The following is a 19,625-nucleotide window of genomic DNA, read 5'->3' on the forward strand; positions in this document are numbered from 1 at the left end:
TCCCACTAATAACACACTCATTCTTAGTGTAATTAATTTTGCCTAAGTACTTATTAATTTCCGAATGAGCAATCAAATAGTTGTCTCTATTCCTATAACTTTAAACAATAGGCAGAAAATTGCCAATGCTCTATGGGATAAGTACGGTACAGATTATTTATTTATCGGTCGAGTATTTCAAGAAACTACTACTAATCAAAGTTGTGCGATCGAGATAATTCAGACTATCGATCCCATGACAGAATGCGATCAAGCAATAATTTATCTGACTTCTCATGATGTAGGATATCAAGCTTGTCTGACAATTGCTCGCTTTGCTCAAGTATTGCTCAACATTGGCGGAATTGCAGTCAAAATCGAATCTGCTGAATTAACTCACAAAAGCAATAAATGGCTTTCTAACTACAATTCTCAAGATGTTTTTGAGATCTATTCTTTGTATGTAGGCTTAATTGAAGGAGAAGACACCTACTATTCCTGTGGGATGCACAATTTTGGCAAAGCAGATGTGTTTATCGGAGCTAGGGAAAACATCTGCTTAGCAATTTATGTGATGAATGTATTTAATTATTATCGTCTAACAGAGTCTCCCATACTGCAAGACAAACATACTTTTCAGCCTGATATTGAATCTCCCACTTATCAGATGAAATTACTAGAAGATCGAGAATATGAAGCAACCAGTCTACAATATAATCCCTTCGGCAGATGGTATTTATATCGATGCTGATAACTATTTTTTACTCTATGCTTTATACATAACTATTAACATCCTCTTGCAACCAGGCTTCTACCGGTTTACCATCCTTACGGCGCAATTCAATTTCTTGCATCACGATCAAATCCGATCCTGGTGGTGCGGGTTTCTCATGAAACAAGATTTCATAATCATCAGGGTTTTCATTCCGCTCTCTCAGCCAATCTTGTACCTTGATGCTACAGAAAAAAGATTGTCCCTGCTCAAACATACGGCTAATTTGCATTGACAGGCTATGAATATTTAATCGCGGCATAAGTTCTAAACTGATTTAGATTGGACTAGAAAACTAAGCATTGCTGTTAAACATACTATCTCGAACTTCTGGGAGTTTCAACATAATGTAGCAAGGATTCTCGTTCCAAATTTAAAGAATGGGAATTTGGGATGAGAGGAATTGCTAAGGCGCGTTTTATGTGGGAAGCTTCCCACATAAAAGCCGCCGTACCAGTATATAAACATTGCGAAGCACCCTCGGCAGTCACTCTATGAGGGAAGGCCTCAAGACCGTGCTGCCTCGCAATACAAAACTATTCTTACTTGCGACATGGGTGATATAATATTGTTTATGAATCAAGTTACAACAGTAGCCTGTAAACTCGAAGTATCTGTAAAGTTGTCGAAAGAAATCGACGAGACATTACAGGTATTTGCTGCTGCTTGTGAATGGGTGAATGACAATACTCCTAAAGATTTGACCAGCAAAACCAAGATGCAAAAGCTGGTATATAGCGATGTTAGAACTAGATTTGGTTTGTCAGCTAACTTGGCAATACAGGCACTTAGGAGAGTTTGTGCTAATAGAAAAACTGCCAGACAAAAAAAGCGTAATGTTAGAAAGTTCAGTCCGACCTCAGTAAGCTACGATGCCAGAATTTTTAGTTTTAAAGAGTTTGACTATACGGTTAGTTTAAGACTACTTGAGAATAGAGTTCGTTTTGAGCTAGACATTGGTAACTATCAACGTGGCATTTTGAAAGGACAAGATCCCAAATCGGCTACATTAGTAAAGCGTAAAAACGGTGATTACTACATTCATATAAATCTAGATAATGAAACCCCAAATCCTATCACTACAAAGGATGTGTTAGGTGTCGATCTAGGTAGAACAGATATTGCATACACATCGGATGGAGACTCTTGGAGTGGACACCAGTTAGACAAAGTTAGAAACAAATATGGGTGGGTCAGAAAGGTTCTCGCTAAAAAAGCCAGCTTAGGCACGAGAAGCAGTCGGCGCAGATGTCGGCAACTTCAGAAACGGTTATCTGGTAAGGAGAAACGATTCCAAAAGCATATAAACCATGAAATATCGAGACAGCTAGTTAATAATGCAGTGGCTAGCAAACAAGCTATATCTTTAGAAGACCTTACAGGAATTAGAGAGGGAACAAACCAGCAACCGAGAAACAAGCAAGAACGTAGAAAGTCTAACAGTTGGAGTTTCTATCAGTTAAGACAGTTTTTGACTTATAAATGCTTGTTAGCTGGCATTCCTTTGTACTTGGTAAACCCAGCCTACACTAGTAGAAGCTGCTATAAGTGCGGTTACATCGGCAACCGAAGTGGCAAGGGGTTTAGCTGTGTAAATCCTGCTTGTAAGAACAAGTGTGATGCCGATTATAACGGCAGCCAAAATATTTCTGCATTAGGGCTGACTATAAACCAGCCTGGAGGTTCAGGTTTAGTCTGTAGACTAAGGACTGGGAACGTAGAATACTTCCAGCTTAGTCTATTCGGCGACGACTTAGGGCTACTGAAAACTCCTTCTAAATCTTTGATTTAGGACGAGTAGTTTATGATTCCACCTTTTTTAATAATTCCTTCAATTACTCAAGAGTAGATGCTATACTGTTTTTTGAAGTTAAATGCCCCAATGGCTCAGTGGTAGAGTACATCTTTGGTAAAGATGAGGTCGCGAGTTCAATTCTCGCTTGGGGCTTAAAATAGGTCCCAGGTTGCATTTAATTGACAATTTGCGATCGCTTTTCGGGGGACTTTACCATTATAAGTCCGAGTTCGTATTGCAAATATTAAATTGTCCACTTATAGCATAGACATAGAGATATTACTGATTATCATTTGTTTATTCGTGGTAACAATAAACAAATAAATATACGATCGAGAATTATGACTAGGACATCAGATGCGATCGCTTTTGATTATATTAATCTTGAGTCTTTACCCGCCGTGTGGCAGATAGCAGCCGATAAGTTTGGCGATACTATCGCCCTCAAAGATCCTCATGCCAAACCAGAAGTAGCCATTAGCTACCGAGATTTATACGCCAAAATAAAACAATTTGCTACTGGCTTACAAGCATTAGGCATTCAACCCCAGAATAAAGTCGCCTTGTTTGCTGATAATAGCCCCCGTTGGTTTATTGCCGATCAGGGAATTATGACGGCAGGTGGGGTTGACGTAGTAAGATCTGCTGGTGCAGAACAACAAGAATTGCTTTATATCTTAGAGAATAGCGACAGTACTAGTTTAGTTGTTGAAGATTTAAAGACTCTCAAGAAATTAAGTTCCAAGTTGGGAGACTTATCGATAGAATTGATTATTATTCTTAGCGATGAAACCCCGCCAGAAGAAACATCAATTAAAACTGTCAATTTTTTAGGATTAATGGAGTTGGGAAGTAATAACTCCTTACAACCAGTAGAACAAACTAAAGACATCCTAGCGACTCTACTATATACTTCTGGTACGACAGGAAAGCCCAAAGGGGTGATGTTGAGTCATGGTAATCTTCTCCATCAGGTAAATTATGTTAAAACCGTCTTTCAGCCCCAAGCGGGAGATGTATTACTCTCAATTCTTCCTAGTTGGCACGCTTACGAAAGAGCGGCAGAATATTTCTTTTTAGCTCATGGTGGCACGCAAGTATATACCTCCATACGCTATTTCAAACAAGATTTAAAACAGTTTCAGCCGACTTATATGGTGGGCGTACCCCGTCTTTGGGAGTCTTTGTATGATGGAGTGCAAAAACTTTTGGGCGGACAGTCAGCATCCCAACAAAAGCTAGTTAAATTCTTCCTTAAACAGTCGGAGAAATATATTGCAGCCAAAAGAATTGCTGATAATACTAGTTTAGAACACTTTAATGCTTCTTCTCTAGAGCGATCGCTTGCCGATTTCAAAGCAGGATCTCTCTATCCCATCCACGCTTTAGCAGATAAATTGATTTACCGCAAAATAAGAGCTGGCATCGGTAACATTCAAGCAGTCTGTAGCGGTGGTGGATCTTTAGCAAAATATCTCGACGACTTCTATCAAACTATTGGTGTCGATGTTTTTGTGGGTTATGGACTTTCCGAAACCTCTCCCATTACTAACGCTCGTACTCCCCAGCATAATGTTAGAGGATCGGCAGGAAAACCCCTACCCAAAATAGAAATAAAAATCGTTCATCCTGAAACCCGTCAACCTTTATCCCAAGGAGAAAGAGGATTGGTTTTAATTAAAGGGGATTCGGTGATGCAGGGCTATTATAACAATCCCGAAGCAACGGCTAAAGCGATCGATTCTGATGGTTGGTTTGATAGTGGCGATCTCGGCTGGGTAACGCCCTATAATGACTTAGTACTAACGGGTAGAGCTAAAGATACTATCGTTTTAACCAATGGGGAAAACATCGAACCTCAACCCATCGAAGATGCTTGCGTGCGCAGTGTCTATATCGATCAGATTATGTTGGTAGGACAAGACCAAAGAGCTTTAGGGGCATTGATCGTGCCTAATTTAGAAACCCTACAACAATGGGTAACAGAACAAAAGTTAGACCTGAAATTACCAACTCCCGATAGTACCCCTGAAGAAGTAAATCAAAGCGATCTTAATAGCAACCCTATTATTAATTTATATCGTAATGAAATAACTCGCGAAGTGAAAAATCGCCCAGGCTACAAAGCAGACGATCGCATTTCTGATTTTCGTTTTATTAGCGAACCTTTTTCCCAAGCTAATGGTTTGATGACTCAAACATTCAAAATTAAACGCCCTCAAGTTAAAGAAAAATATCAACATCTCATTGATGAAATTTTTGCTAATTAGAACTTAAAAACATAATAAAGGCGATCGCAATATCGGGATTTTTTCAGTAGTACGATCGCCTAAAACTATAAATTATCACTTTTCAAACTTGGATATTAACTCGTCAATAGATCTTTGAAACATCGGGATCGATAGCTCATCTAAGTCGTAACTACATTCAATTTTGGCTCTAGTAGTTTGTGGGATGGTATTCATCACATATTTCTTCTGCTATCACTCCTGCAATCGTCCCTGGTGCTGCATAATCTTTTTCTCGACCTTGATTGGATTGCAAGTAATATTCGTCTGTTCGACAATTTACGGCGAATAGTCCACGTCCAAAATTTTCGTGGTCAACTTTGGCTGAACGCACTTCCCCTTTAATAACGACAGATTCGTTATCCATATGTATTGGAAAGTCATCAGATGAATAACCCACAACGTACCATTCTGCTTTTGCTTTGAGGGGAAACCAGAAAAATAAAATGTTACAAGTTGTTAGGATAGATAGACGAATGCACCATTTTTGTGTTCTTTTTATGTCTATAGATTGAAAAAATAATGGGTTTATTTAATAGAGTTATCTTATAGCGATCAGGAGTATCTTTTCCAGTATTTATATTCCACAGTAAGCAGTTTTTCTGTTGATTTGACTACAGAGTAATCAACATTCAAGTAAAGCAATAAAGTAAAAAAATATTATTAATAAAATGTCATGGCGAGACAGCAATACAAAATATCTACATAATAAATTAATATTCTCTAATCCTAAATCAATACAAGCATCAAAACTAGTAATCCGTTTTTTTTTGATAACGAGAATGCGATCGCACTATTTTTTTAGAAAACAGTAGTATCTTCTTCGGTAGCTTCTTCCGACTGAGCATTTTCTAAATTATCGGCAAAATCATAATAGACTCGGCTTCCTTCTTCAAAAGTTGGCTTATTCGCGCTTCTAGTTAAAGCTTGATTTTTACTGGGAGCTTGGCGAAAAGCCATAAAGTCTTGCAAAACTTCATTAGGATCGTCTTGAGTTTGTAGGGTAAACAAAAGATCGTCTTCTTCGCATCTAGTATCAATCTTTTTAGTACTACAAACTACATTTACTTCTCCGTCTCTAATCCATTGGGCACGATCGACGGTAATATAGCCCAAAGAATCGCGATCGTAAATAGCTTGAAATCTTTGGGAAACTTCTTCACAGCGTTTTTGGGGAGTCCACTCGCTACCAAAATATCCATTGTTAGGATCGAAATAGATGACTGTTAATGGTTGAGGAAGTTTGGGGTTATTAACTACTGTTGCGGGTACTGTTTCCCCATTCAACTGGCTTGTTCCACAAGAAAAAGTTACGCGCTCCGAATTATTATTAGTAGCATCTGCTTGATTTTCTTTGCTACAGGCAGAACTAACAAATATTGAACCACAAATAACTAAAGATAAATATTTCAGATTCATAATTAAAAGTTTTTCGATCTATATTTGTAGATTTTATAGAGTCTAAGATAGTACAAAAGAGGTTTTAGCTGTAGATCGAGCAGGAATTGTATCAAACCTTAATAAAGTTAGCCCTTAAAGAGCAAATACCCCATGATTTTTTTAGCTTCACCAAGTTAAGCCAGAAGTTCTAGGCTATATAGTTAAAAGATGTGTAGGGCAATTGATTTATGAAGGCAATAATTGGGGGACATTACCAAATAGTCAAAGAGTTGGCTAGTGGAGGTTTTGGTCAGACATATATAGCGAAAGATATTCATCTTCCAGATAAACCCCTGCGGGTAGTTAAACTGCTCAAACCTCTAACCATCAGCGGTTCGGAAATTGTTCCTTTAGCCAAAGATCATCCTACTTTTAGTCTGGCTCGACGCTTATTTGATAAAGAAGCCCAAGTCCTTTATAAATTGGGAGTAAACGACCAAATTCCCCAACTTTTTGGTCATTTTGAAGAAGAAGAAGATTTTTTTCTCGTTCAACAATTAATTGAAGGTAAAGATCTCAGTGAAGAAATTTTAGACAAACAATTGAGCCAAACAGAAGTTATAGATCTCTTGATTGATATTTTGACTCCTTTAGCTTTTGTCCACCAACACAAAGTTATTCATCGAGACTTGAAGCCAGATAACTTAATTCGACGTAAGAGCGATCGCAAAATTGTCTTGATTGATTTTGGTGCAGTTAAAGAAGTTATTTCCCAAACGACTATCACAGATCGCCAAGCTCGAACAATTGCTATTGGTACTCCTGGCTATATGCCTACCGAACAGGGCAATGGTAAGCCAACTTTGAGCAGCGATATCTATGCAGTGGGAATGATTGGCATTCAATCCTTAACTGGTTTATATCCCACTTTAATTCCCAACGATCCGATGACGGGAGAAATTCAATGGCAAGATAGCATTGAAGTAGATCCTAAACTGGCAGAAATCCTGAATAAAATGATTGCTGAAGATTTTCGCCAGCGTTATAAATCGGCGCAAGAAGCTTTGGAGGCAGTTAGCAGTTTACAAGATAAATCTGACGCTAGATCGGTAAGTTCCAAACCTGTAGAAACTTTTGTTATCGATGACAATACGACGGAGAAAAATAGCGATCGCACTAAAAGCAAGATTAACAACAAACTGATGCTATCAATAGTTGCTTTATTCTTAGCATTAGTCACGGGCTATGTAATTTTAACTCGCACCCTAGATACTACCAACACAAATAATTCACCCTCATCTCCAGAAAAATCTAAAGATGCCGATCCTGCATTTTAAGAGGCATTACAAGGATTGCTTGCTACTTACTCAATTGGATTCGCCAATCAAGCTAAATGCAGCCCAATTGTAAGGTTCTTTATGTTTTTTCATCGTTTCTAACATCGCACTTCGTAAAGCTTGAGCCTTATTTACCTCTTCGTCTAAATTTTCATAAAATGCTGTCATCAAAGTCGCAGTAGGTGCGTCGGGAATAGTCCACAAAGATGCAACTACACTAGGCGTTCCCGCAGAGATAAAAGAACGAGATAACCCAATCACTCCATCATCCCTAATATCGCCCCTAGCCGTCTCGCAAGCACTCAAGACAACTAAATCCGCGTTGAGTTGCAGATCGAAAATTTCGCTAGAAGTCAACCAACCATCATTGCTACTATCGGGAGTAAGAGCGATCGCCCCAGGCAGATCTAATCCTTTGATATCCTCGTGAGCGATAACGGCATGAGTAGCAAAATGCAACCTGTTTGATTGAGAAATTTGTTCTAAAATAGACGTTTCTGTGGCTTGACTGCCAATAATAGGCTGAATATTCAAAATTTCGGCAATATCTCGCGCTTCTTGCTCTGCTCCTGGTAAAGAAACCAGATCGGCTGGCATTTCAGGATTGCCGACTACTAAGCTGGCTTTGGATGTAGAATTCTTTGCTTGTAATGCTTTACTTTTATCCCTGGCTAGAGCCAAAAATTCAATAGCTGGGGAAGTAGAAATAGTATGTCTTTGAACCAAATATTTACCCCACCAGTTTTGTAAGGCTGCAAAAGGCACGAGAAACATAGACTCGTGGGGGATAAACACTACCTCTGCATCTTTATCTTTGGGCAAAGACTTGGCAATAGGATCGATTAATAATTTGTGTAATTCTTTTAAAGATTCTTGATTAGATAAACCAGTTTTTACACCATCATGCCAGTTGTCTGTCAAGTCTTTAATCGAGCTATCTCTTCCCTTAAGATCGACTTCTTCAAATACAATGTCGCCTGTAGGTTGCACTACCCAAATCAACAACTTATCTTCTTTTCCCTGAAACTTATCAAAAGTGCGATCGTGGATAACCGAATATTCAACTATGGTGATGTTTTTTTGCTGGGCTATTTGTTTGATTTCTTCAATGTTAGGCGATTTTATTTCAGGTGCTGCTGATTGCTTCACTTCATGTCCGTGTTGCGAACAACCTATTTGCTGTATATATTGAAGTTGTTCTGGGGTCAATTGATGGCTCTGTTGACTCCAATATTGGCAAGCATTAGCAAGAGGACTCTGACTGCTTGACTTAGGTGCAGAATTTGCAGTTGGTTCTAGTTTTCGACCAAATTTATCTATGGTGACGCGAGCGCGACCAGATTCTGAGGCTTCCAAAGCTTTTTCTGGTAAATCCTGCTCTATTAAAACTTGTTGTAACAACGAAGCAATAGAAGATGATGTTTCAAATTGCTCGACATCATCTTTCTTCCCATTGTGATAGTCATCCATATTAAAAGCAAATTGCGAGCGACCGATTAAATCGTTTACACTCGTTCTTTCATTTCTGTCTTGCTCGAAAGCTTCGTAGGATTTTCTCAGATAAGTTTCTGACTCTGGTAATTTATTTAACTTCCATAATGCCGTTCCCATCAACGCGGTGGCATCTCCCAAATCGTCTTGCTCTAAAGAATCAGCATCGACTAAAATCTTTTCGGCATAACTAACTGCTTGCTTGTAGTCGCCCATTGCACCGTAAACATTACCAATAGATAAATAAGCTAGTTGTAGATCTCTGGTGTCGTTAGTTTCCAGGGCTAATTTTTCTAGATCTTGAAACTGTTTTAAAGCTTGGGAATAATTTCCTTGTTGATAATAAGCTCTCCCCAAAAATAATTTAGTGGCATCATCTACAGACTTGGATGTTTCTTCGCTTTCCAGAAGAGCCACACGCTGTTCTAAAATATTGATACTTTTTTCATATCTACCTTCTGCAAAATTAGATATCCCTTGAACTAATAAAATATTCAACTGCATATCAGTGTTGCCACTATCTTGAGCAATTTTTGCTGCTTGGTCTAGTTTAGGGATAGCATCATCATGATTATAGTCATGTCCAAGTTTTCCAGCCTCCAATAACAATGAAGTGGCGGTATCTGGTTGTTCGGATTTAGTTTCTGGATCTGGTTGAGATGTATCGCTAGATTCAACGGGAGTTTGAGTTAGCTTTGATGTTGATTCTTGAGATTTTGAACCACAAGAAACCAAAAAACTGCTCAATATCAGAACTAGAAAAAATCTTGGCTGGAAACATTTCATGATGAATTATTTAAAAAGTATTAGAGAGAAAGTATCATGACAAGCTCGTAATACAAATCATTTACACAATCGATTTAAGATTTCTCAACACAAGAGTTAACACAGGAAATAAGTAAAGCGATCGCCTTTTGTGCCGTAACTTTTTGATGGTTCTTTTTTAAATTCTTATAAAAACTATCTAAAATGAATTTTTTGAGCTACAACTAAAAAGATTAAAAATTCAGGAAATAACCTAGCCAGACTAGTAAATAACCTGTACCCTTTAAGCTGCAATCGCAATCAAGAAATTAAAGAAGGAGTCGAGATCGTGGATTATTCCAATGCTAGTTTGCTTTTAAAACGCCCAGTGACAGTCAAAGCTATTGTGACGGCGCAATGGAAAGAAGAAGTAACTCAACAACTGCAAAAGCAAACCGCTCAACTAGACAAACAAATGCAGCAACTAGAGATGCAGGGCAAAAGAACCATTGAAGAAATCACCAAACAAATCAACGATCCTGCAAGCCCTCAACTCAAAAAACAAACTGAGAATATTATGGGGCAGGTCAATCAGAAAAAAGCAGAAATGCTAGAAAAGAAAAATCAATTCTTGCAGCAATTACAGCAGATTCAGCTATTGGAATTAGATCAAGAAGTAGTTCAAGCTCAAATGGAAAGCTTTTTTAGATTAGAGAAAGGAGACAATTTAGTTAAAAAACTTAATGTAGAAGTTGTCTTGAGAGATGGAGTAGTCGAAGAAATTCGTGGTGAGGTTTAAATTTCGCAGTAAAACGTTGCTTTATTAAATAAATATAAAAGTGACTACACTCAAAAATTTAAACCTTCTTAAACACTCTTGTTTTCGGGAAACGATACCCTGAGAATTAGTAAAGAAATTGGTATGTACTGATGAGGGAGCAAGTTGAATAATAAAGCGATCGCCCATGAACCAGCAAGAGTGATATGTTTGGGTGAAATATTGTTTGATTGTCTTGCTGATGATATTGGCAAGTCTGTTGCGGAAGTTTCTAACTGGACTCCCTACCCAGGAGGCGCGCCAGCTAATACTGCTTGTGCCTTGGTTAAATTGGGAACTCCCTCCGCTTTTATTGGCTGTGTCGGTAAAGATAAAGCAGGTAGTGAATTAGTTGAGTTGCTGCAATTGATTGGAGTTTCCACAAGTGGTATTCAATACAACGATCGCTTTCCCACTCGACAAGTGTATGTCACTCGTACCGTTGATGGCGATCGCTCTTTTGCAGGTTTTGGCGATAAAAAGCCAAATGAATTTGCCGATGCCTATCTAGATGCTAAATATCTACCCCCAGAGTTGTTTTTTGAAGCTGAATTTTTAGTCATAGGAACTCTAGAGCTAGCTTATCCTCAAACCCGTGCAGCAGTTTTTAGAGCCTTGGAATTGGCAGAAGAGTATCATCTGAAAATAATTCTTGATGTCAATTGGCGACCTATGTTTTGGCTTGACGAACAAGAGGCACTCCCCTTAATCAAGCAGCTTTGGCAATATGTTGATTTTCTCAAACTAGCAGCAGAAGAAGCCGAGTGGCTGTTTGATACTAGAGACGCAGGGGCAATTGCTCATCGTCTCAATTCAGTTGAAGGGGTTCTAGTCAGCGATGGAGGTGCTAGAGTAAGCTACTGTCTGAGCGAAAATGAAGGTACAGTAAACCCAATCAAATTATCCGCGATCGATACTACAGGGGCGGGAGATGCTTTTTTAGCAGGTTTTATTCATCGGCTATGTCATTATGGCAATCAACAATTACAAGACCCTAAAATAGCCCAGAATATTGTGGAATATGCCTGTGCGGTAGGTGGTTTAACCACTACCAACTCTGGGGCGATCGCGGCCCAACCAACTGCCGAGGAAGTTGAAGCATTTTTGGATCGCAGTCTGTAGGCTGGGTTCAACCTGATTCTCTATAAGTACTTAAAAGGTGAAAGTCAAGTAGACTATACTGCTAGATGCTATGGTTAAGGTTAAATTAAGCAATTATCAAAAATAAATTAACTTTTAATTAATTTGAATAAAAATAGCTTTTTAACCTCCTCCAAAGAAATAAATGAAATTACTAACAGCAGCAAGCAATCAAAAACAATTACAGATATTTTCAGTTGGGGAATTCTGGCGATCGCCGTAATTGCTTTAGCATTTTCTCCTGTATTTACCAAACTCAGCGAGATCGAAATTAGCCCCACTGCAACCATCTTTAATCGTCTGTGGATTGCAACTATCATTATGGGTGTTTGGCAGCTAATTCAAACGCCAACAGATTTTCCCGCGCTTAACTTAAAAGAATTTAAGTTTGAATATAAGCAACAAGGTTTATTAATTCTGGCTAGTATCAGTGCAACTGCTTCTTCAGTTTTGTGGGCAATTTCTTTTACCCAAACTAGTATCGCTAGCTCTACAGTATTACGTAGTCTGACACCGTTATTTATTAGCTTGGGTGCGTGGTTAATTCTCAAACAGCAATTTAACCGCCAATTTATCATCGGCATGACATTAGCCATAATTGGTGGAATGGTTATTGGTTGGGACGATCTACACCTAAGTACGGAGTATTTGGTGGGGGATAGTATTGCTATAGCTTCGGCTGCTTTGCACGGAGCAAATATACTAACCGTGGGCTATTTGCGCGATCGCAATTGCACTGTTTCTAGAGTTTTATTTTGGCGATGCGGTTTTGGCGCATTAATTGTTTTACCAGTTGTTTGGTTTACTGATGTCCAATTATTTCCCATTACTCTTCAAGGCTGGCTTATGGTAATTGCCTTAGCATTTGTCTGTCAGACTTTTGGACAAGGATTACTGGTATATAGTTTAAAAAAGTTTTCTTCTAGTTTTGTTGGAATTGTTACCCTGCTCAAGCCAATATTTACAGCTTTTTTAGCGTGGATTATCTTCAGGGAAACCGTAAGCTTGACTAGTGGTGGTGCATTACTACTGATCTTACTTGGCATTTATTTAGCGAAATCTAGCAGCGATTAATAACTGATGTTACGCATAAGGCATCACGCAGAAATAAATTCCCCTTATTTAGTTTAAATTAGGCAGAATTGAATAATTCCAATTTCCTTGAAAGCGATCGCGCTGAAGATTTACTTTCTCTAGCTCTTCATCACTAATTTTTTGTCCAATAATTCCATAGGGGATAACTTTTCATAGTTCCTGATCGGGAAAATCATGTGTCTTAAGCAAGATTGGCTCTATTAAGAATAACTCTAACTACGGAAGAAAATAAAACATTACAAGAGCTAGAAGTGGCAGACTCTGTGCCTCGACGAACAAAGCAAAGAGCAACCGCACTTCGTCTAAATGGAACAGAATGGAAAGTAAAAGCGATCGCCTTAATCTTTAAAAAGCGATCGCACGATCAACAATTGAATTGTATTTAAAATAAGCTCATAGCTATTTAAACTGAAACTTCACTCAACTGACGAGTCATATACTCAAAAGGCTCATCAATAAAACTAGTGTCAGCCACTCCGTTATCTGTTGCCATTTTTTTGAGCATATCCTTCATAATTTGGATGCCCACTACAGTAGGACCAATAGGTACGCCCAAAGAGTTGTAAGTTTCTCTCAAACCTTGCAATACCCTTTCATCCAGAACATCCATGCTACCTGCGACTAAAGCATAGCTAGCATAACGCAGATAATAGTCCATATCCCGCAAACAAGCAGAATAGCGACGGGTAGTATAGGCGTTGCCACCAGGACGAATTAGTTCGGGAACATCTTCAAACAGCTGTAAACCAGCGTCTTTGACAATTGTAGCTGCATTACCACTAATCATTGTGGCTACGGCAACTCTGGCTGTGCCAGAAGTAAAATAGTCTTTAAGACTATCCATCGCATCGCGGTCTAAATAGCGACCTGAAATATCATAATTTTTAATTAGGTTGGTAACTGCGTCTCGCATCTTCCTTGATTTCTCCCAACAGCATTTTTATTTAATTTGGCTAGTTAGATTAGCCTTTATTTTTAAGCTATGTCTTAAGCTATATCTATTTATAATCCCACATACCGCGACGAGACTATTATTCGCTTCAAATTTTGACATCTTTTAGATTATTCTTGACAAGATTTAATTTGGTTAATTTGGTTAATTTGGTCACAATTTTCTAAAATCTACAGATTTGAAGTTCAAATAAGCAGTGATAATTCTGTAACATCGATCCCAAACAGCAGCCTTCTAGAATCTATAAAATTTCGGAGATACAATCGAAAATCTTCAGTAGTTTTGAGTATTTAACATTATTCTGTTGCATATTTTACATTTTCTTAGATCGCTACCAAGATAGGATCGGTTGAACTTAACCGCCTCTGCGGTCGAAAATCGAGGGTTATTATAGAGACAAAACTTCCCTATAGTTCCTCGTCAAAATTCAATACATATACAAAATAACTTTAAATTGTCATGGGATACGAATCTCGCAGTCAAGCGATCTACGAAATAAATAATCGCGAACCTATTGTTGTTGGGCCTCCTTGCCGTTTAGAGGATATTTGGGCAGCGGACGTTTTTAGCTTGAGCAAAATGAAGCAATGTTTGCCCAAAGCCGTTTTCAAATCTCTGAAAAAAACCATTCAAACAGGGGAACAATTAGACGTTTCAGTAGCAGATATTGTAGCGTCAGCCATGAAAGATTGGGCGATCGCTAAAGGTGCATCTTACTATGCTCACGTCTTTTATCCCATGACCAATGCTACTGCTGAAAAGCATGATGGTTTTATTTCCACCCAAGGAGATGGCAGCGCAATTTCTGAATTTGCAGGAAAATTGCTGGTACAAGGTGAGCCTGACGGTTCTTCTTTCCCCAACGGAGGTATTCGTTCTACTTTTGAAGCTAGAGGATATACTGCTTGGGATGTAACCAGCCCTGCTTATTTGATGGAAACAGATAATGGGGTGACTTTATGTATCCCCACCGTGTTTGTTTCTTGGACGGGAGAAGCTCTAGATAAAAAAACTCCTCTATTGCGCTCTATTGCCTCAATGAATAAAGCTGCCAATAGAGTTTTGAAACTTTTGGGTCATAAAGATATTGCGCCTGTTAACTCTAGTTGTGGTGCAGAGCAAGAATATTTCTTGGTAGATGCTCACTTTGCCAGCGCTCGTCCCGATTTACTCTTAAGCGGTAGAACATTATTTGGTAAGCCTCCTGCTAAGGGTCAACAGTTTGACGATCATTATTTTGGGGCAATTCCAGAGCGCGTTCAAGTCTTTATGCAGGACGTAGAAAAGAAAATGTATCGTTTGGGAATTCCTGCTAAAACCAGACACAATGAAGTAGCTCCTGGCCAGTTTGAAATCGCGCCTTTTTTTGAAGCTGCTAACGTAGCCTCCGACCACCAGCAGTTAACGATGACTCTGTTGCGTCAAACTGCCAAAAAACACGGTTTTGTTTGCTTGCTACACGAAAAACCCTTTGCAGGAATTAACGGCTCTGGTAAGCACGTGAACTGGTCTGTCGGAAATGCTACTCAAGGTAACTTATTAGATCCTGGCGACTCTCCCCACGAAAACGTTCAATTCTTAGTATTCTGTGCTGCGGTAATTCGTGGAGTACATAAATACGGCCCTTTAATGCGTGCCGTAATTGCCAATGCCAGTAACGATCATCGTTTGGGGGCAAACGAAGCACCTCCTGCAATTATGTCGGTTTATTTGGGTTCTCAATTAGAAGAACTATTTAATCAAATTGCTAATGGCAACATGAGCAATGATTATAGCCACAGTGGAAAATTAGAGTTTGGGGTAGATACTTTACCTCCTCTATCAAAAGACGCGGGCGATCGCAATCGAACTTCTCCTTTTGCTTTTACGGGGAACCGTTTTGAGTTCCGCGCGGTGGGCTCTAGCCAGTCTGTTTCTGGTCCATTAATTGCGCTCAATACTATGTTGGCAGATTCTTTGAATGCTGTAGGGGATTTATTAGAGGTAGAGTTAGGCAAAGGTGCAGATCTTAATGCTGCTATCTTGACTTGCCTCAAAGAAATTATGAACAAACATAGTGCGGTTATCTTTGGTGGCGACGGTTACTCAGATAAATGGCACAAAATGGCAGTAGAAGAAAGAGGTTTGGCTAATTTACCCACTACTGCGGATGCTTTACCCTGCCTCAAAGAGAAATACATTGAAGAATTATTTGAAAGAACAGGCGTACTTTCTCCTGTAGAGCTAGAAAGCCGTTATGAAGTTTATGCAGAGCAGTATATTCTTTCTATTGAAGTAGAAGCCAAACTAGTCATAGACATAGCCAAAACTTCAATTTATCCCGCTGCCATGAGACATTTAACAGATATGTCTCAAACTATTGCTGTTGTTGGGGATATGGGAATCGAACTAGATAAAAGCAACATCAAAACTGTTGCCGAATTGACTAATTCTCTCATGTCTAAAGTAGCTAAACTTGCTTCGGCGATCGAGAAAAAAGACTTTGCCAATACAGAAGAACACATGAAATATTGCGCGGGTACTATTCGTTCTCTGATGGATGATGTTAGAGTAGATGTTGATGCTATAGAAGCAGAAGTAGCTGACGACCTATGGCCCCTGCCAACTTATCAAGAAATGTTATTTATCAAGTAATCAATTATTTAGATAGCATTAAGATTTTTAATCAGCCGTTCTTTTGAGGACGGCTTTTTTAATTTCAAGGTGAATTTTGCTGGAGGAGAATCGATAGTAAACCGTCCAATATAATTTATTATTCTTAATAAGAGCTAATCTAAGTTATTTAGTTTATATATTTTTAGTAAAGGCGATCGCCTAAGATATTCTAAAAATCTACTATTTCTGCCCGATAAAACAAGAAGTACGACATTATTTAAAAATTGTTAAGATAACTAATATAAATATTTTAATTAAGTTTTCGTCTGTATTTTAAAAAAATATAGAATTATACACTCTTTGAGTCTTAAGAAACCGTATTCATTCATACGGCACAAATGGAAAAAAAATCACAAACTAGACAGAATTGAGTTTGCAATTAGTAGACGAACCAACTATATTTTCTAAATTAATCAAAGTGTAGTAGATGAATTCTAAATTCTTAGAAACTAAACAGGCATTTCAGCGTAGAAATACGGTGAATGCTGACAATCAAATCAAGGACTTGATTCCAAGACCTTTGAGAACAATATTAAAATCTTTCTCTCCCGCATGGTTAATCTGCATTCCTTTAGCAGCAGGTATTGTTGTGCTTTGGGATTCAGCAGCCACCGCTCAAGGTCTAGATGCTCCTGCAACCCTAGACGAACTTAGAGTTGTTTTAGACTCTATTTTCTTGCTATTTTGTTCCGTCTTAGTGATCTTTATGAATGCTGGATTCGGAATGCTAGAAGCAGGGTTTTGTCGCCAAAAAAATGCGGTCAATATCTTAGCGAAAAACTTAATTGTATTTGGTATTGCAACTCTTGCTTATTGGGCAGTGGGATACGCCCTCATGTACGGTGAAGGCAATCCTTTTATTGGGTTAAGTGGATTTCTCTTTAATGCCGATTCTGCTGCCTATGGTAACGATGCTTATCCAGCAGGAGTTCCCGAAGCAATTTCCTTTTTGTTCCAGGTGGCTTTTGCAGCAACCGCAGCAACAATTGTTTCTGGTGCAGTTGCAGAAAGAATTAAATTTAGTGCATTCCTTATTTTCAGTACTCTACTGGTAGGATTTTCTTATGCCATTACTGGACACTGGGTATGGGATGGCGGTTGGTTGAGCGAAATGGGCTTTTCTGACTTTGCGGGTTCGACGGTAGTTCACTCCGTTGGTGGATGGGCTGCTTTAGTTGGTGCTGCTATTCTTGGCCCTAGAATTGGCAAATATCAAAATGGTAGAATCAGTGCAATTCCAGGACACAATATGGGTTTTGCTACTCTAGGATGTTTGATTCTCTGGATTGGCTGGTTTGGTTTTAACCCTGGTTCGGAACTAGCAGCAACCGCTAATGTTCCTTACATTGCAGTAACTACTAATCTCGCAGCAGCAGCGGGTGGTGTAACAGCTACTTTCACTTCTTGGATTAAAGATGGTAAGCCTGACTTATCCATGGTAATTAACGGTATCTTGGCTGGTTTAGTCGGTATTACCGCTGGTTGTGCTGACGTTAGCTATCTATCGGCAATAATCATTGGGGGGATAGCTGGTATTATCGTCGTATTCTCTGTTGCTTTCTTTGATAGCATCAAAATCGATGACCCTGTTGGTGCAACTTCCGTCCACTTGGTATGTGGTATTTGGGGAACTTTGGCAGTAGGCATCTTTGGTACTGGTAACATTGTTACTCAAATCATTGGTATCGTAGCGATTGGTGCATTCACCGTCATCTTTAGTGCCATTGTTTGGACTCTGCTCAAGGTAACTATTGGTATCCGAGTTCACGAAAATGAAGAAAGAATCGGTTTAGATATCAGCGAACACGGTATGGAAGCATATAGTGGATTTGTCAAAGAAGCTGATGTTCTATCTTCTGGTGGTTCGGGAATAAGCGTTGGTATGAATCCTGCTGAAACTTCAGAATTCTAAATTTAAGCCAAAAATTTTAGCATAGCTAAATTTATCTCATTAAAGCGATCGCAATATAAAAAAGCGATCGCTTTTTTATATTGTAGGAATAGTTAAACCTTTAAGAAATTTTTCCGATTTAGTTAGATTTTTGCCTTGAATTAAGACGCCAAAATTACCCAAGCCTGTAGGATCGATTAATTGATGTAAAGCATCGCGACGTTGAAATATTTGGCTAATACTATATTTACCACTAGAAAGGTCATTCAAGCGATCGCCCAAACCCAAAGCCATGAGAAATAGTCCTTGTTGAGTAAAACCGATAGTTTCTAGATTACACGACTCTCCTTGAACTTCTAAAGCCGTGAAATCGACATGAGTAGTAATATCTTGATAGCCCAAATTTGCGTAGGGATTATTGTGACGACGATGTTGAAAGTAACACTGTAAAGTACCTCGATCACGACTAGGACGATAATATTTATTGGCAGGATAACCGTAATCTATGGTTAAAATATATCCTCGCCTTAGTTTCGCCGATACTATATAAAGCCAATTTAGAGCATTTAGATTGACTTCAGTGCGGTAATTTGAGGGGTATTGCGGGTCGGACAAGTCTATCTTCACTAAATCAAAATACTGGCTTATTTGGTCGCTAGAGATAGGGTAAATAATTTCGGTTAATTCCTCTCGGTCTAAACTAATATATACTTCTTGTAGGCGACCGCTCTCTTTTGTAACTAAATGAACGGGAAAAGCATCCACTAGTTCGTTAGAAAAAAAACAGCCGACAACACTATCATCAGGAATATCTGATAGAGTTTTCCAAGTCAGATCGAAGGCTGTAAAAGATTTGAGTAGTTTTTTTTGGGCTATAGCTAAAGCTGGTGATTGCTCGATGATGATATATTTGAGAGCTTTAATCAACAATTGATTATTCTCAAACTGAAAATAATTTAAGATGTCTTGAGCTAATTGCCCATTTCCCGCACCCATCTCAACCAGATAAAAAGGATTGGGACAGCCCAAATTTTGCCACATTTGGTGAAGTTGAATCGCCAATAATTCCCCAAAATCTTGCCCCAAAGAAGAAGAAGTAAAAAAATCTCCTCCTTTGCCAATGACAATTTCTGGCGAATTATAGTAACCATATTCGGGGTGATATAAAACAAGAGCCATATATTGGGCAAAAGTAATCCTTCCTTCGAAAGAATTGGTAATTTTTTCAACCAAAATTTGTTTTAGTGGTTTAAAATTCATAACTTAATTATTAATCATTGGACGGACTA

General features: G+C 38.7%; 16 protein-coding genes and 1 tRNA gene. 11 read left to right on the top strand and 6 right to left on the bottom strand.

The window, feature by feature from the left end; all coding sequences use genetic code 11:
• Window positions 1–64 precede the first annotated feature (64 nt).
• Window positions 65–730 carry a hypothetical protein gene (locus I4641_RS13960; protein WP_229641151.1) on the top strand — a complete coding sequence of 222 codons (666 nt, stop codon included), beginning with the start codon at window positions 65–67 and terminating at the stop codon, window positions 728–730.
• A 22-nt stretch (window positions 731–752) separates the two neighbouring features.
• On the opposite strand, the gene I4641_RS13965 is transcribed toward I4641_RS13960, so the two are convergent.
• The gene (locus I4641_RS13965) at window positions 753–1,013 is read right to left on the bottom strand and encodes a hypothetical protein (protein ID WP_229641152.1); all 261 of its coding nucleotides are present in this window, start codon (window positions 1,011–1,013) and stop codon (window positions 753–755) included.
• A gap of 312 nt (window positions 1,014–1,325) precedes the next feature.
• Between I4641_RS13965 and I4641_RS13970 the strand changes: the two genes are divergently transcribed.
• From I4641_RS13970 to I4641_RS13980, 3 genes are all read left to right on the top strand, one after another.
• Window positions 1,326–2,543, top strand: a complete 1,218-nt coding sequence (locus I4641_RS13970) for an RNA-guided endonuclease InsQ/TnpB family protein (protein WP_229641153.1) — start codon at window positions 1,326–1,328, stop codon at window positions 2,541–2,543.
• 84 nt (window positions 2,544–2,627) lie between these two features.
• Window positions 2,628–2,699 (top strand) — tRNA-Thr (locus I4641_RS13975).
• Window positions 2,700–2,887: 188 nt separating this feature from the next.
• Window positions 2,888–4,816 carry an AMP-binding protein gene (locus I4641_RS13980; protein ID WP_229641154.1) on the top strand — a complete coding sequence of 643 codons (1,929 nt, stop codon included), beginning with the start codon at window positions 2,888–2,890 and terminating at the stop codon, window positions 4,814–4,816.
• A 169-nt stretch (window positions 4,817–4,985) separates the two neighbouring features.
• On the opposite strand, the gene I4641_RS13985 is transcribed toward I4641_RS13980, so the two are convergent.
• Both I4641_RS13985 and I4641_RS13990 read right to left on the bottom strand, forming a co-directional pair.
• Window positions 4,986–5,201, bottom strand: a complete 216-nt coding sequence (locus I4641_RS13985) for a hypothetical protein (protein WP_229641155.1) — start codon at window positions 5,199–5,201, stop codon at window positions 4,986–4,988.
• A gap of 434 nt (window positions 5,202–5,635) precedes the next feature.
• Window positions 5,636–6,253, bottom strand: a complete 618-nt coding sequence (locus tag I4641_RS13990; protein ID WP_229641156.1) for a COP23 domain-containing protein — start codon at window positions 6,251–6,253, stop codon at window positions 5,636–5,638.
• Between the two features lie 209 nt (window positions 6,254–6,462).
• On the opposite strand from I4641_RS13990, the gene I4641_RS13995 reads away from it, so the two are divergent.
• Window positions 6,463–7,551, top strand: coding sequence for a serine/threonine-protein kinase (locus I4641_RS13995; RefSeq protein ID WP_229641157.1), 1,089 nt, complete (start codon window positions 6,463–6,465; stop codon window positions 7,549–7,551).
• Between the two features lie 30 nt (window positions 7,552–7,581).
• Here I4641_RS13995 and I4641_RS14000 read toward each other — a convergent pair whose 3' ends face one another.
• On the bottom strand, window positions 7,582–9,789 hold the full coding sequence (locus I4641_RS14000) for a CHAT domain-containing protein (RefSeq protein WP_229641158.1): 2,208 nt from the start codon (window positions 9,787–9,789) through the stop codon (window positions 7,582–7,584).
• Window positions 9,790–10,135: 346 nt separating this feature from the next.
• Here I4641_RS14000 and I4641_RS14005 point away from each other — a divergent pair, with 346 nt between their 5' ends.
• The 4 genes from I4641_RS14005 (at window position 10,136) to I4641_RS14020 (ending at window position 13,224) form a co-directional block, all read left to right on the top strand.
• Window positions 10,136–10,585, top strand: coding sequence for a YlqD family protein (locus tag I4641_RS14005; protein ID WP_229641159.1), 450 nt, complete (start codon window positions 10,136–10,138; stop codon window positions 10,583–10,585).
• Between the two features lie 144 nt (window positions 10,586–10,729).
• Window positions 10,730–11,725: a carbohydrate kinase family protein gene (locus tag I4641_RS14010; protein ID WP_229641160.1), complete on the top strand. Its 996-nt coding sequence runs from the start codon at window positions 10,730–10,732 to the stop codon at window positions 11,723–11,725.
• 123 nt (window positions 11,726–11,848) lie between these two features.
• A complete protein-coding gene (locus I4641_RS14015; protein WP_229641161.1) occupies window positions 11,849–12,817 on the top strand; it encodes a DMT family transporter in 969 nt (322 codons plus the stop codon).
• A gap of 212 nt (window positions 12,818–13,029) precedes the next feature.
• Complete coding sequence (locus tag I4641_RS14020) at window positions 13,030–13,224, top strand: hypothetical protein (protein WP_229641162.1); 195 nt, start codon at window positions 13,030–13,032, stop codon at window positions 13,222–13,224.
• 17 nt (window positions 13,225–13,241) lie between these two features.
• On the opposite strand, the gene apcB is transcribed toward I4641_RS14020, so the two are convergent.
• Window positions 13,242–13,751, bottom strand: coding sequence for an allophycocyanin subunit beta (gene apcB / locus I4641_RS14025; protein WP_229641163.1), 510 nt, complete (start codon window positions 13,749–13,751; stop codon window positions 13,242–13,244).
• 498 nt (window positions 13,752–14,249) lie between these two features.
• Between apcB and I4641_RS14030 the strand changes: the two genes are divergently transcribed.
• On the top strand, window positions 14,250–16,424 hold the full coding sequence (locus I4641_RS14030) for a glutamine synthetase III family protein (protein WP_229641164.1): 2,175 nt from the start codon (window positions 14,250–14,252) through the stop codon (window positions 16,422–16,424).
• 448 nt (window positions 16,425–16,872) lie between these two features.
• Window positions 16,873–18,357, top strand: a complete 1,485-nt coding sequence (locus I4641_RS14035) for an ammonium transporter (RefSeq protein ID WP_229641165.1) — start codon at window positions 16,873–16,875, stop codon at window positions 18,355–18,357.
• 75 nt (window positions 18,358–18,432) lie between these two features.
• On the opposite strand, the gene I4641_RS14040 is transcribed toward I4641_RS14035, so the two are convergent.
• A complete protein-coding gene (locus I4641_RS14040) occupies window positions 18,433–19,596 on the bottom strand; it encodes a class I SAM-dependent methyltransferase (protein ID WP_229641166.1) in 1,164 nt (387 codons plus the stop codon).
• Window positions 19,597–19,625 lie beyond the last annotated feature (29 nt).

It is taken from the genome of Waterburya agarophytonicola KI4 (assembly GCF_020640915.1).
Taxonomy (GTDB): Bacteria; Cyanobacteriota; Cyanobacteriia; order Cyanobacteriales; family Xenococcaceae; genus Waterburya; species Waterburya agarophytonicola.